The 12,378-nt window shown below is 63.0% G+C and carries 12 protein-coding genes; 6 read left to right on the top strand and 6 right to left on the bottom strand.

Annotated elements, in window-relative coordinates; all coding sequences use genetic code 11:
- Positions 1–100: 100 nt before the first annotated feature.
- The 3 genes from ACCD05_RS21330 to ACCD05_RS21340 form a co-directional block, all read right to left on the bottom strand.
- Positions 101–553 carry a DUF2721 domain-containing protein gene (locus tag ACCD05_RS21330; RefSeq protein ID WP_413395162.1) on the bottom strand — a complete coding sequence of 151 codons (453 nt, stop codon included), beginning with the start codon at positions 551–553 and terminating at the stop codon, positions 101–103.
- A gap of 378 nt (positions 554–931) precedes the next feature.
- Positions 932–1,297 carry a hypothetical protein gene (locus ACCD05_RS21335; RefSeq protein WP_413395164.1) on the bottom strand — a complete coding sequence of 122 codons (366 nt, stop codon included), beginning with the start codon at positions 1,295–1,297 and terminating at the stop codon, positions 932–934.
- Positions 1,298–1,359: 62 nt separating this feature from the next.
- Positions 1,360–2,007, bottom strand: a complete 648-nt coding sequence (locus ACCD05_RS21340) for a helix-turn-helix domain-containing protein (RefSeq protein WP_413395166.1) — start codon at positions 2,005–2,007, stop codon at positions 1,360–1,362.
- 168 nt (positions 2,008–2,175) lie between these two features.
- Here ACCD05_RS21340 and ACCD05_RS21345 point away from each other — a divergent pair, with 168 nt between their 5' ends.
- Positions 2,176–3,150: a hypothetical protein gene (locus ACCD05_RS21345; RefSeq protein WP_413395168.1), complete on the top strand. Its 975-nt coding sequence runs from the start codon at positions 2,176–2,178 to the stop codon at positions 3,148–3,150.
- Positions 3,151–3,183: 33 nt separating this feature from the next.
- Here the strand turns inward: ACCD05_RS21345 and ACCD05_RS21350 are convergent, their stop codons facing one another.
- Positions 3,184–4,980 (bottom strand): hypothetical protein, encoded by a 1,797-nt coding sequence (locus ACCD05_RS21350; RefSeq protein WP_413395170.1) that lies wholly within the window; start codon positions 4,978–4,980, stop codon positions 3,184–3,186.
- Positions 4,981–5,078: 98 nt separating this feature from the next.
- The gene (locus ACCD05_RS21355; RefSeq protein ID WP_047514070.1) at positions 5,079–5,747 is read right to left on the bottom strand and encodes a response regulator transcription factor; all 669 of its coding nucleotides are present in this window, start codon (positions 5,745–5,747) and stop codon (positions 5,079–5,081) included.
- A gap of 268 nt (positions 5,748–6,015) precedes the next feature.
- On the opposite strand from ACCD05_RS21355, the gene ACCD05_RS21360 reads away from it, so the two are divergent.
- The 4 genes from ACCD05_RS21360 (at position 6,016) to arcC (ending at position 9,726) form a co-directional block, all read left to right on the top strand.
- Positions 6,016–6,366 carry a hypothetical protein gene (locus ACCD05_RS21360; RefSeq protein ID WP_111564052.1) on the top strand — a complete coding sequence of 117 codons (351 nt, stop codon included), beginning with the start codon at positions 6,016–6,018 and terminating at the stop codon, positions 6,364–6,366.
- 148 nt (positions 6,367–6,514) lie between these two features.
- Positions 6,515–7,744: an arginine deiminase gene (arcA, locus tag ACCD05_RS21365; protein ID WP_111564053.1), complete on the top strand. Its 1,230-nt coding sequence runs from the start codon at positions 6,515–6,517 to the stop codon at positions 7,742–7,744.
- A 37-nt stretch (positions 7,745–7,781) separates the two neighbouring features.
- Positions 7,782–8,786, top strand: a complete 1,005-nt coding sequence (locus tag ACCD05_RS21370; RefSeq protein ID WP_413395173.1) for an ornithine carbamoyltransferase — start codon at positions 7,782–7,784, stop codon at positions 8,784–8,786.
- Between the two features lies 1 nt (position 8,787).
- The gene (gene arcC / locus ACCD05_RS21375; RefSeq protein ID WP_413395175.1) at positions 8,788–9,726 is read left to right on the top strand and encodes a carbamate kinase; all 939 of its coding nucleotides are present in this window, start codon (positions 8,788–8,790) and stop codon (positions 9,724–9,726) included.
- 24 nt (positions 9,727–9,750) lie between these two features.
- On the opposite strand, the gene ACCD05_RS21380 is transcribed toward arcC, so the two are convergent.
- On the bottom strand, positions 9,751–11,100 hold the full coding sequence (locus ACCD05_RS21380) for an amino acid permease (RefSeq protein WP_413395177.1): 1,350 nt from the start codon (positions 11,098–11,100) through the stop codon (positions 9,751–9,753).
- 208 nt (positions 11,101–11,308) lie between these two features.
- Here ACCD05_RS21380 and ACCD05_RS21385 point away from each other — a divergent pair, with 208 nt between their 5' ends.
- A complete protein-coding gene (locus ACCD05_RS21385; protein WP_413395179.1) occupies positions 11,309–12,235 on the top strand; it encodes a cation diffusion facilitator family transporter in 927 nt (308 codons plus the stop codon).
- Positions 12,236–12,378 lie beyond the last annotated feature (143 nt).

Here is a 12,378-nt window from a genome sequence, read left to right on the forward strand (position 1 = left end):
GGAGCAGCCCGGTAGCTCGTCAGGCTCATAACCTGAAGGCCGCAGGTTCAAATCCTGCCCCCGCAACCAATCTTCTTTCCCAAAACACAACACGACAGACTTACCGACCCACCTTCGGAGGCCGGTTGTCGCGGATCTGCAGCAGGATGCTACGGCCGGCTGAGATCAGCTCCATCAGGAAGGCAATGAGCGAGAGCATCAGGGCGACGATGGCACTGCCGAAGAACCAGACGAGGTTCAGCGGGCGGATGCGGATGGCGAGCGCGCCGGACAGCAGATTGAGGATCGCGCAGCAGGTGCAGATGCCGGCGATGACACCGAGGATCACGGCGATTTCGAGCACCAGCGTGCGCCGGCGTAGATAGATCAGCTGCCGCTCTCGCTTGTCGTCGGGCTCATTCTTCTCGACGACCTCGTTCAGCCGATCGGAGACGCGCCCGAGGCGGGTGGCGTAGATGCCGACGAAGGCTGCCGTGCCGGCCAGCAGAAAGACCGGCGCCAGCGAGGTCTGGATGATCCCGGCATAGTCGATGACGATCGGAGGGGTGTCCATCGGTGTCTCCTCGCAAGCCACGCGCCCGTCGCTGCGATACCTGTCGGAGGCCTGTCACGGCACAAGGATCGCTGCGATGGTCGGCCGACACTAACGCTGACGGCCCCGGCAGGGCAAGCCGGAACCCGATTGCCGTTGCCGAAGTCGTTTTTCCGTGGCGGAAGGCGGGTCGCGGTGGATACTGCGCGGGGCAAGGAAGGGCGCGGCATCGACAGACGCAGCTCAAGCGCATCGTTGGTGGCGGCGCTGGTCGCCACATGACGGTTTGAGTGGCGTGGAAGGCTGCCGCTTGTGTCGCTTGGCCGGCATCATTTCAACGGCTTCACTTGGCCGGTGTCATTTGGCTCGTATCACTTGGCTGGTGTCGTAGGGCTGGTCTCACTGCGGCTTCAGATCATAGGCCTGATGGGCGGCGCGGAGATCCGCGAGCGTCTTGCCGACACAGTTGCCGCCGCCTTCGCCGCCGACGACGGCCTTGGCCTGGCCGTCGAGCGAGATGGTGCCGGCGATGCGATCGGAGGCGACGTAGGTTGCGAGACCAGCGTCGGTGACTCTGGATAGGTAGAAGATGTGGGTCGTATCCTTCTGCTGGCAGTGGATGACGATTGGGAAGCTCTTCAAGGGATCATCGGCGGCGTAAGCCGTGGCTGTGCCGGCGAGATAGGGCAGGACGATCGTGGCGGCCGCTAGCGGCAATGCCGGCACGAGGCGTCTGATGGAACGTCGAAGCGCAGCATCTGTCATCGAGATCTCCTGTTTTTCCGGTGCGATATCGTTTGCGATTTGTCGTTGCGCGTTCACCAGGCCTAGAGCGCGAGGGCGGCGAGCGCGTCCCTGTCCATCAATTGCACGCGCCGCTGCAGCTTGCCCTTGAGGCGGATGATGTGTCTCTCGCGCAGCTTGGTGAAGGAGCGCGCCACGGTTTCGATGGTCAGGCCGAGATAATCGGCGACGTCGCTGCGGCACATCATCAGGTCGAATTCGCTCTCGCCGGGGTGACGTTCGGCCATCTCCTCGATGAAGACGGCGACGCGTTTTAAGGCGCTCTGTTCGATCATCGCCAGCTGCCGCGACTGGGCCTTCGCTAGATTGGCAAGGGCGATGTTGAGCAGGCTGCCCGTGGGGGTGCTGTTTGCTGTCGTGGCGAAAGGGCGGATCCTTGCTTCGCAGACGGCCTCGGCGAAGTCGGCGCGGCAGTCGCCCTGTTCTAGGCCGAACCAATCGCCCTTGGCGCAGAAGGACAAGATGTGCCGGTGCCCATCGGGCATCAGCCGGTAGATCCTGATCGCGCCGGCCTCCACCTGGTAGAAGGCGAGCACCTTCTGGCCCTCGCTATAGACGATCTGGTCCTGTTTCAGCCTGATCGTCTGGTCGGCATGGGCGGCAGGTTCAAAAGCGCGCGGACGCGTGGGGACTTGGATAGGCTCCTGTCGCAGATCGTGAACATGCAACATCGTATCTCCCTCCATTCCCCACAGAATAGGCAAATCGGGCGGCGCGGCACATTCGAAATTCCCCTTACGTAGTGCTACGGAAGCTCACTTCGCGCACGGGGTGTATAACGGCCCAAGGTGAGAATCCCAGCCCCACAGAACGACCGGGTCTTTCCGCAGGAGGGATCGATGGCAGCGAGCGACGGCGAGAACCGCGACGCCGAACAGAACCGTGCCGAGATCATCGACCAGCTCGAGCGGATCTTGAGAAGTCGCGAGTTCCAGGCGCCGGATCGTGGCCGTCGTTTTCTGCGCTATATCGTCGAAGAGGCGGTCGATGGTCGAGCCGAGTGGCTGACCGCCTATAATATCGCGCAGGCGGTGTTCGGTCGCGGCGCGGATTTCGATGCGCAGAGCGATCCTGTCGTCAGGATCGAGGCGGGCCGCATCCGGCGGGCGCTAGAGCGCTATTACCTTGTCAGCGGTGGTGGCGACCCCGTGCATATCACCATTCCCAAGGGGCATTACGCGCCGCGTTTCGAGCGGCGAGCCGCGACCCAGGGGGCGGTGAATGGGCCCGCCGCGAGCTCAGGCTTGGCGAGCGGCTCGGCACAGCCGGGGCGGAGTGCGCGCAAGCCCGGCTATCGCGATCTTCTGGTGCCGGTTGGCGTTCCCGCCGTCTTCGCGGCGCTTGCCATGCTGGCGCTTGTTCGTCCGCTGGAGGAGTATCTTGCGCCCGCGCCGGACCGACCGGCGGCAGCGCAGGACCAGGTGGGTGGCGTGCGTGTTATCGTCGAGCCGCTTGCTGTCCTCGGCGCTCCCTCAGGCGGCGCGGAGATCGCTAGGGGATTGAACGACCAGATCATCTCGCAGCTGACGAAGCTCGATGGCGTCGTGGTCATGACGCCCGCCAGTTCTTCCCCCGCGGATGCTGCGGGGAACGCGGTGTTTGCGTTGCAGGGCAATGTCACCTTCGAGGACGAGGCGCTGCATGTGCAGCTGCGGTTGATCCGCAGCGCCGACGGGCGGGTGATATGGGCGAAGCGGTTCGATCACGACACGACGGGGCAGAACGTCTTCGATCTGCAGGACGCGATCGGGACGCGGGTCGTCAAGGACATCGCCACAATCAATGAAATCAAGGATGCGTCGCAGCGGCGATAGCAATGTTCGGCTGGCCGCCCGCGCTCTGTCGGTTCACTTTGGGCTGTTTGCGTTCGGGCGCTCGCCGCTGAGGCCGGCCATCTCGTTGCCGACACCCACCGCGCGCAGCCCGGTCAGCATTCGCTCAAGATCTTCCGGGCGCTGCAGACGCCGGGATACTTCCTCGCGAACGTTCTTCATCATCTCGGGCGCGTGGGCGTTCAACCAGTCTCTCAATTGCACGGCTTCTTCGGTCTTGCCTTCGGCTCCAAGGATGGAGAGCAGAACCAGGCGGTGCATCGGGTTGTATTCCAGGTCAGACATGCGCGACCACAGCTCGGCGGCCTGCAGGTCACCGCGCATATATGCGCAGAGCGCCATGCCGACTTCATAATAACCCTTGGGGCCGGCATCCTTGTTGACGGCGCGGGAGACGAGCTCGCAGCCGGATTGCCACTTGCCGGACATGGCGAGCCGCAGCCCGTATTCGCCGGCGACCTCGGTGTCGTTGGCGTTGGCGGCATAGGCGGCGGCGCCGAGTTTCAGCGCCTTGTCGATATCGTTGGTAAAGAAGCTGACCTGCATCGCGGCCTGCAGCGCGCGGGTATTGTTTGGAGCCATTGTCGTTGCGCGCTCGGCTGCCTTGGTCGCCAATGTCATGGCCTCGGGCGATGGTTGCGCGCCGAGCTTGTAGCGGAACCGGATTTCATCGATGTAGACGAGCGACAGCAGCGCCCAGGATGTGGCATTGTTCGGGAAGCGCTCGGTCGCGCGAAGGAGGCAATCGCGGGCGGCGGCATGGCTTTTTGCATCCATTCCCCGGCGGTAGCTGTAATAGGCGAGCGTGCAGTCGTAGGCTCCGCCCACTTCGCTCAAGGACGGTTCGGCGATCTTGTCGATATCGGTGACGAAGATCGCGCCGTAGGGCTGGGCGACGGACACCGCGATATCCTGTCCGATATCGGCCTGGATTTGCAGGATGCTCTTGGCGCCAAGATCGGCGTCGTAATTGTTTGCCCAGATGACAGCCGCATCCGAGCGGCGGATCAGCCTCGAGATGGAGCGCAGCCTGTTGCCGTCGCGCTGAACGCTGCCCTGCAAGGCAAAGCCGTGCAGGTTTCCGTCCTTGGCCCTCGATGGGTCGGCGACGACGATGATATCGTCGAAGGTTGCGAGCTGGCCGATGATCTCGTCCCTCAACCCCTGGGCGATGTCGGCGGTGGCGCCTTCTTCCCCATCCGATTGGAAGTTCTCGACGATGATCGTCGGGCTGGAGGTATCGGCGACCGGGGATTGCTGCGCGCCGATCCGGCCGTTCAGCAAGCTCGCCGGCCAAAGGAGGTAACCGGCTGTCGCGGCGATCAGGAGTGTCGCGCCAACGGCAAGCGCGGCGAACGCTCGTGTATCTCGCGTCTTGCGATCGGCCGGTGCGCGTGTCGTCGGGGGCTCGGAACGAGGGGCCGGATCGGCGGATGGATGCGATGGTTCGGCATAGTCGAAATGCGGGACGTAGCCACCCTTGGGTATGGTGATCACGATCGGATCGGACTGCCCGGCGACGAGATAATAGCGCTCGAGGCCACGGCGAATGCGGCCAGCTTCTATCCTGACGACGGGGTCGTTCTGTGCGTCGAACGAACTTTGCCTGCCGAAGATTTCATTGGCGATGGTGAAGGCCTTGAGGAACTGGGCGCGTCCCTCCAGGGTCTCTGTGACCACGAAGCGCAGGAACTTCCGGCCACGCTCGGGCGAGTGAAACTCGTCGCTGGCGAGAACACGCTCGAGTTGCTGGAGGATTTCGTCCGGTTTAGGTCCTGGTTCGCCCGAAAACTCGACCTTTGCGCTACTCATGATGCCCCTCCGACACGATCACGCAATCATCTTTAGTCCATGCTAATTGAGCATATCCCATAACCATGTGTGGTTTCAATGACTTTGTCGAGCGCAGCTTAAAGTAGCCTGGCCGGTACCGCTGGTAGAGCCGGGCCGCGAGGCGCGGCGGGCTGCGGCATGCCGCCTGACGTCAAGACCATGCGCAGCAGTTCCGCCAAGTTGCGCGCCTCCATTTTCGCCATGACGTTGGCGCGATGAACCTCGACGGTGCGGGCGCTGATGCCGAGGTTGAAGGCGATCATCTTGTTCTGCAGACCATCAAGAACGGCGGCCAGAACCTGGTGTTCCCTATCGGTCAGCTGCCGCATCCGGTTGGCGACCGTTTCGGTGTCCACTGGTGTGGGCGAGGGGGGCGTACGACGCGATGTGGCCTGGTTGATCGCGGCGATCAGCGCCTGGTCCTCGAACGGCTTCTTGATAAAATCGGCCGCACCCGCCTTCATCGCCTGCACCGCCGTCTCCACGTCTCCGTCGCCGCCGACGAGGATCGTGGGGATGTTGGCATTGAGCGCATTCAGCCGTTCCAGCAGCTGCAACCCGTCAGTGCAGGACATCCGCGTGACTTTGACGAGGCATGCCCTGCCGGAGACCGGCAGCTGATCCAGAAACGCCGACGCGCTCTCATAGGCGCGAACCGCGAAGCCCGAGGATATCAGCAGGAACGTCAGGGATCGCCGCGGTATCTCCTGGTCGTCGACGAGGTGCACGGTCAGGTCATTCGCCATCGAGTAAACTCTCCCTCAAATGCAACGAAAGCGCGAGAGCGCGGTTCCCCTGTCCACTCTCTCACTGACTGTATATTACCACTACACTGCGCTCTTCAGGCGTAGCATCGCGTAACATCTGTGGTAGCCGACACGTTGAAAACATTGATGTTGGACGTTTCAAGCGCCCGTATGCGTTGATCCGGCTCAATGCCTCTTCCCATCCAACGGCCTATTGTCGCGCGACTTTCCCCAATTCGCGCCCCCAATTCTCAATGGAGCCCCTACGATGAGAAAGCTGGTTCTTGCGACAGGAATTGCGATCGCCGCCGTGATGGCGGCCCCTGTCGGTGCGCAGCAGGATCGCAAGGAATATCGCCGCATGAACTGGGCCGAAAACCTGCCCGATGCGGTGAAGGCCTATCACGGCAAGCGGTTCTCGGTCGTCAGCTATCGCACGGCGATCGAAACCGGCGCGCTGCATCAGCCGGGCAAGCCGGATGAGGTGAAAGCCGTTCGGGCGGCTGCGCGGTCCAACAAGTGGCTGGTCGAACAGCTGAAGGCGAAGAAGCTGACGCCCGATGATATCGAGTGGGTCACGCGGGCGCGCAACGGCAACCTCGTCTTCTACGTGGAATGACCGTGGCCGCAGCAATGGCCTCCTGACCAGCAATACCGCTCCGCGCATTGCTTGCGATCAATGACACGGCCGAACCCGTCCCGTTAGGCTGATCTCATCCGTGGGTAGCAGGGCGATCGCTATCCCAGGCAGCTTGGAGGAGAGCGCGATGCGCGGTTTTGGGGTTCATTCGGAAGTCGGGAAGCTCAGAACGGTGATGGTCTGCCGACCGTCGCTCGCCCACCAGCGGCTGACGCCGGGCAATTGCCATGATCTTCTCTTCGATGACGTGCTCTGGGTTCACGAGGCGCAGAAGGATCACTACGACTTCGTGCTGAAGATGCAGGAGCGCGGCGTCGAGGTTCTTGAGCTGCACGACATGCTGGCGCAGACGCTCGCCGACAAGCCGGCGCGCGACTTCGTGCTCGATCGCCGCATTACGCCCAATGTGCTCGGCTCGCAGATCGCCGAGGCGGTGCGGCCCTGGCTCGACGAGATGCCGGCGACACAACTCGCGGCCTTCATGATCGGCGGCATCGCCATTTCCGACCTTCCCGACGTCAAGGCGAAGACGCTGATGCTGAGCGCGCTGTCGGAGACAGAGTTCGTTATCCCGCCCATCCCGAACACGCTGTTCCAGCGCGATCCTTCCTGCTGGATGTATAATGGTGTGACCTGCAATCCGATGTTCTGGCCGGCGCGGCAGCCCGAGACGCTGATCCAGCGCGCGGTCTACAAGTTCCACCCGACGTTCCGCGACGGCGATTTCAAGATCTGGTGGGGCGACAGCGACGAGGATTTCGCCAATGCCTCGATCGAGGGCGGCGACGTCATGCCGATCGGTAATGGCACCGTTCTGATCGGCATGGGCGAGCGCACCACCTATCAGGCGGTCGGCCAGGTCGCGCGCGCGCTCTTCAAGAACAAGGCGGTCACCAGGGTCATCGGCTGCCTGATGCCGAAGAGCCGGGCGGCCATGCACCTCGACACGGTCTTCAGCTTCTGCGACCGCGATGTGGTGACGCTATTTGCCGAGGTCGTCGATCAGATCCGCTGCTACAGCATGGTGCAGACGGATGACGACGGCAATTTCGACATTCATCCCGAGACGGAGCCGATGCTCGATATCGTCGCCAAGGCGCTCGGTGTCGGCAAGCTCAGGGTCGTGGAAACAGGCGGCAACGCCTACCAGGCCGAGCGCGAGCAATGGGACGACGGCAACAACGTCGTCGCCTTGGAGCCCGGCGTCGTGGTCGGCTACGACCGCAACACCTACACCAACACGCTTCTTCGCAAGGCGGGCATCGAGGTCATTACCGTTCGCGGTTCCGAACTCGGCCGCGGTCGTGGCGGCGGGCATTGCATGACATGCCCGATCTGGCGCGATCCCGCCTATTGACAGCAGACATCCTGAAACAGCCCTACGGAGCAAGACCATGAGCTTCAATCTGCGCAACCGTTCGCTTCTGACCGTGCAGGATTATACGCCGCGTGAATTCCGCTACCTCCTCGATCTCGCGCGCGATCTGAAGCGGGCCAAATATGCCCGCACCGAGCAGCAGCACCTGAAGGGCAAGGAGATCTGCCTGATCTTCGAAAAGACCTCGACGCGCACGCGATGCGCCTTCGAGGTCGCCTGCTCGGACCAGAGGGCGAACGTCACCTATCTTGATCCCTCCGGCTCGCAGATCGGGCACAAGGAATCCTTCAAGGACACGGCGCGCGTGCTTGGCCGCATGTATGATGCGATCGAATATCGCGGTTCGGCGCAGCAAGGCGTGGAGACGCTGGCGCGCTATGCCGGCGTGCCCGTCTATAACGGCCTGACGGATGAGTATCATCCGACGCAGATGATCGCCGACGTGATGACCATGCGCGAACATGCCGACAAGCCGATCGCAGATATCAAATACGCCTATATCGGCGACACACGCTCGAATATGGGCCATTCGCTGCTGATCGTCGGCTGCCTGATGGGCATGGACGTCCGGATTTGCGGGCCGAAATCGCTTTGGCCAGCCGAGGAATACATCAAGATCGCCAGGGAATTGCAGGAGCGATCCGGCGCGCGGCTTCTGATCACCGACGATCCGAAGGAAGCGGTGAAGGGCGTCGATTTCATCCACACCGATGTCTGGGTGTCGATGGGCGAACCGAAGGACGTCTGGCGCGAGCGCATCAAGCTGTTGACGCCCTATCAGGTCAATGAAGCGCTGATGAAGGCGAGCGGCAATCCGCAGACCAAGTTCATGCATTGCCTGCCGGCCTTCCACGACACCGAGACGACACTGGGCAAGCAGATCGCCGAGGATTACGGCATGAGCAATGGTCTGGAGGTGACCGGCGAGGTGTTCGAATCCGAGGCCAATGTGGCGTTCGAGCAGGCGGAAAACCGGCTGCACACGATCAAGGCGCTGCTTGTCGCGACATTGGGAGACTAGGATGCGGATCGTCATCGCGCTTGGCGGCAACGCTCTTCTCCGGCGCGGGGAAGCGATGACCGCGGATGTCCAGAGACGCAATACGCGGGTGGCGGCCGAGGCGATCGCGCCGCTGGCCGCCGAGCATCAGCTGATCATCACCCATGGCAACGGGCCGCAGGTCGGCTTGCTTGCGCTGCAGGGCGCCGCCTACAAGCCTGATGAGGCCTATCCGCTCGACGTGCTCGGCGCCGAGACGGAGGGAATGATCGGCTACATGCTGGAACAGGAGCTCGGCAATGTGCTGCCTTTCGAGCAGCCGCTGGCGACGCTGCTCACCATGGTCGAGGTCGATGCCGACGATCCTGGTTTCACGAACCCCACCAAGTTCGTCGGCCCGGTCTACGAGAAGGCCGATGCCGATCGCATCCGCGCGGAAAAGAACTGGGTGTTCAAGCAGGATGGCGACAAGTGGCGCCGTGTTGTCGCTTCGCCCCTTCCCAAGCGCATCTTCGAGATCCGGCCGGTGCGCTGGCTGCTAGAGCAGCGCACCATCGTCATCTGCGCCGGCGGCGGCGGGATTCCCACCATGTACGAGAAGGGCAAGGAGCGTCACCTGGTTGGCGTCGAGGCGGTCATCGACAAGGACCTCTGCTCGGAACTGCTGGCGCGCGAGATCGGCGCCGATCTGCTGATCATGGCGACCGATGCGCCGGCGGTCTGCCTCGATTGGGGCAAGCCGTCGCAAAAGGCGATCCACAAGGCCCGCCCCGGAGACATGAAGCAGTTCGATTTTCCGGCGGGTTCCATGGGGCCGAAGGTCGATGCCGCATGCCATTTCGCCGAGACGACGGGCAAGGCTTCGGCGATCGGAGCGCTTGCGGATATTGCCGGCATGGTGCGGGGCGAATTGGGCACGATCATCGATGGCCGTTTCGGTGGGCTCAGCTGGCACGGGTGAACGGGCGGACCGAAGAGGCAGAGATTAGAGCGAGGCAGCGGGGCGTATCGGCGCCCCGTTTTGCGTTTCGACGCCTTGTGTGCGCGCGACCTCGCCGTTTCGCCGTTGCCAGACATAGACGGGAATGCCGAGCATCAGGAGGACCATGCCATAGAGCACCGGCTCGGCGCCCGAGCCATAGAGCGTGAACATGGCAAAGAGGAAGGCGATCAATTCGATGATGGTGACGCGGGGCGTCTTCTGCCCGTTGCTCAGCCGCGAGGCGACAAGGGTGCCGGCGAGCGCGCAGAAGGCGTAGGGGACGACTGCCGTCATCGTGCTCAGCCCCACCATCAGCCGGTAGACCGCCGCGAAGCTATCGGAACCGACCGCCTGGACGAGGACGAGCAGGGTCGCGAAGGTGGCCGAGACGACCATGCCGATGGCGGGAACGCCGCGGCTGGAGAGGCGGGCGAAGAGCGGTGGAAACAGGCCGTCGCGGGCGGCGGCCATCGGCACCTGGCCCATCAGCAGGGTCCAGCCATTGAGCGCGCCGATCGAGGAGATCACCACCGCGATCGAGATCGCCAGTTCGCCGCCACGCCCCCACATCAGCCCCGCCGCTTCCGAGAAGGGGGCGACGGAGTGGATGAGTTGCGGGCGCGGCACGACGCCCATCACGACGACGGTGCCAAGCACATAAAGAGCCGCGGCGATGGAAATACCGAGCACGGTCGAACGGGGGATTGTTCGGCGCGCGTCTCGGACATCGCCAGCGGGAACGGTGGCCGATTCAAGACCCAGATAGGCAAACATGGTGAGCGGCGCCAGGGCCGCGAAGGATTGCAGCAGCGACTGGCCGCTCGGGTTGAATTCGGCGAAATGCGAGGTGTCGATATAGAGGAGACCGATGATGGCGACTGCGCCGAAGGGGAGGAGCTTGGCGTAGGTCGTCACCTGCGCGAAGAGCCCGGCCGCGTGCACGCCGCGCAGGTTGATGACGCCAAGCGTCAGGATCGTTGCCGTCAGCCGGTTGCCGAGGGCAGGGAAGAGATCGATCATCACGCCGGTAAAGGCGATGGCGATGACGGGAAGCGACGACCAGATCGAGATCCAGTAACCCCAGGCGATCAGAAAGCCTGCGAAATCGCCATAGGCAAGCCGTGTATAGGCGTAGGGACCGCCGACTGCCGGCACCATGCCGGCAAGCCGCGCGAAGGTGAGACCAAGGCAGATCGCGCCGGCGCCCATGATCATCCACACCAGGATCGCCAGATTGCCATAGGGGGCGACGGCGGCCGGCGACAGATAGAAGCCGGACCCGACCATGTTGCCGACGACGATGGCGGTACAGGCGGCGAGCCCGAGGCTTTTGCCGTTCTGCGAGGTCGTCATGAAATCCCTCCCGAAGATCGGTTCACCGCTGTGGACGATAGCCGTCGGACGGTCCGGGATAGCGTCCCGGCTTGTGCGGCCACGGGCATCCTCTTCCCAATCCGCAAGGCTCGCAATCCGGATCAATGCGTAGTACGCCCCAACGCCTGAAGCCTTCACCATTCGTGTGAACGCGCTAAAATGAGATGGGCAGCCAGCGGAGACGGTGATGCGGAACGAGCAGCGCTTTTTGACCATATCGATCGTGGCGACCGTCGTGGTGGCGGCTCTCGGCATCGTCTTCGGCATCATCTCGGGCTCATTTTCCATCGCCTTCGACGGCGTCTATTCGCTGGCCGATGCGGCGATGACCGGGCTCGCGCTCTGGGTGTCGAGCCTGATCGTGCGGTCGGCGGAAAGCAATGCCAAGTCCGGCCGCATCCGCAATCGCTTCACCATGGGCTTCTGGCATCTGGAGCCTATCGTGCTTTTGCTCAACGGCTGCCTGCTGATGACGGTCGCCGTCTACGCGCTTGTTAATGCCGTCATCAGCGTCATCAATGGCGGGCACGAGCTGCATTTCGGTGCCGCGATCGTCTATTCCGGCGCCACGCTTGTCGTCTGCGTGGTCATGGCGTCGATCGGCATTGCATTGAACCGCAGCCTGAAGTCCGATTTCATCGCGCTCGATATCAAGGCCTGGATCATGTCCGGCGGCATCGCGTTTGCGTTGCTCGTCGCCTTCGTGATCGGTCTTGCGGTGCTGCCGACGCCAATGGCCTGGATCGCCCGATATGTCGACCCCGTCGTGCTCGGCCTCGTCTGCCTGGTGATGATCCCGCTGCCGATCGGCACGATCTGGAAGGCGCTGAGCGAGGTGCTCTTGATCGCGCCCGTCGATCTGCAGGAGCATGTCGACCAGGTGGCGTCGGAGACCGTTCAGCGCCTTGGCTTCCTCTCCTACCGCGCCTATGTCGCGCGCGTCGGAAGGGCGACCGAGGTCGAGCTCTATTTCATCGTGCCCGAGGGGCTGCCCGCCAAGACGATCGAGGAATGGGATGCCCTGCGCGACGATATCGGAGACCGGATCGGCGGCGAGGGGGCCAATCGCTGGCTGACCATCGCCTTTACCGCCGATGCCGAATGGGCCGAATAGGCACCGTTTCTCTTAGCTGTATGCTTTTGCCTTCACGTTGACTGCAATCAACGACGGTCCGCAACCTCCCGTGTACCATCCGCCCAATCTCAGACGCACGCAGCGGCATGGCAGCCGCTGTCCAAACTTGGGTTCTGGAGGGG

Source organism: Rhizobium sp. Rhizsp42, from assembly GCF_047304155.1.
Lineage (GTDB): Bacteria > Pseudomonadota > Alphaproteobacteria > Rhizobiales > Rhizobiaceae > Rhizobium.

Coding starts and splice junctions, on each gene's coding strand:
- ACCD05_RS21330 (WP_413395162.1), bottom strand. CDS start 553: ATGGACACCCCTCCGATCGTCATCGACTATGCCGGGATCATCCAGACC.
- ACCD05_RS21335 (WP_413395164.1), bottom strand. CDS start 1,297: ATGACAGATGCTGCGCTTCGACGTTCCATCAGACGCCTCGTGCCGGCA.
- ACCD05_RS21340 (WP_413395166.1), bottom strand. CDS start 2,007: ATGTTGCATGTTCACGATCTGCGACAGGAGCCTATCCAAGTCCCCACG.
- ACCD05_RS21345 (WP_413395168.1), top strand. CDS start 2,176: ATGGCAGCGAGCGACGGCGAGAACCGCGACGCCGAACAGAACCGTGCC.
- ACCD05_RS21350 (WP_413395170.1), bottom strand. CDS start 4,980: ATGAGTAGCGCAAAGGTCGAGTTTTCGGGCGAACCAGGACCTAAACCG.
- ACCD05_RS21355 (WP_047514070.1), bottom strand. CDS start 5,747: ATGGCGAATGACCTGACCGTGCACCTCGTCGACGACCAGGAGATACCG.
- ACCD05_RS21360 (WP_111564052.1), top strand. CDS start 6,016: ATGAGAAAGCTGGTTCTTGCGACAGGAATTGCGATCGCCGCCGTGATG.
- arcA (WP_111564053.1), top strand. CDS start 6,515: ATGCGCGGTTTTGGGGTTCATTCGGAAGTCGGGAAGCTCAGAACGGTG.
- ACCD05_RS21370 (WP_413395173.1), top strand. CDS start 7,782: ATGAGCTTCAATCTGCGCAACCGTTCGCTTCTGACCGTGCAGGATTAT.
- arcC (WP_413395175.1), top strand. CDS start 8,788: ATGCGGATCGTCATCGCGCTTGGCGGCAACGCTCTTCTCCGGCGCGGG.
- ACCD05_RS21380 (WP_413395177.1), bottom strand. CDS start 11,100: ATGACGACCTCGCAGAACGGCAAAAGCCTCGGGCTCGCCGCCTGTACC.
- ACCD05_RS21385 (WP_413395179.1), top strand. CDS start 11,309: ATGCGGAACGAGCAGCGCTTTTTGACCATATCGATCGTGGCGACCGTC.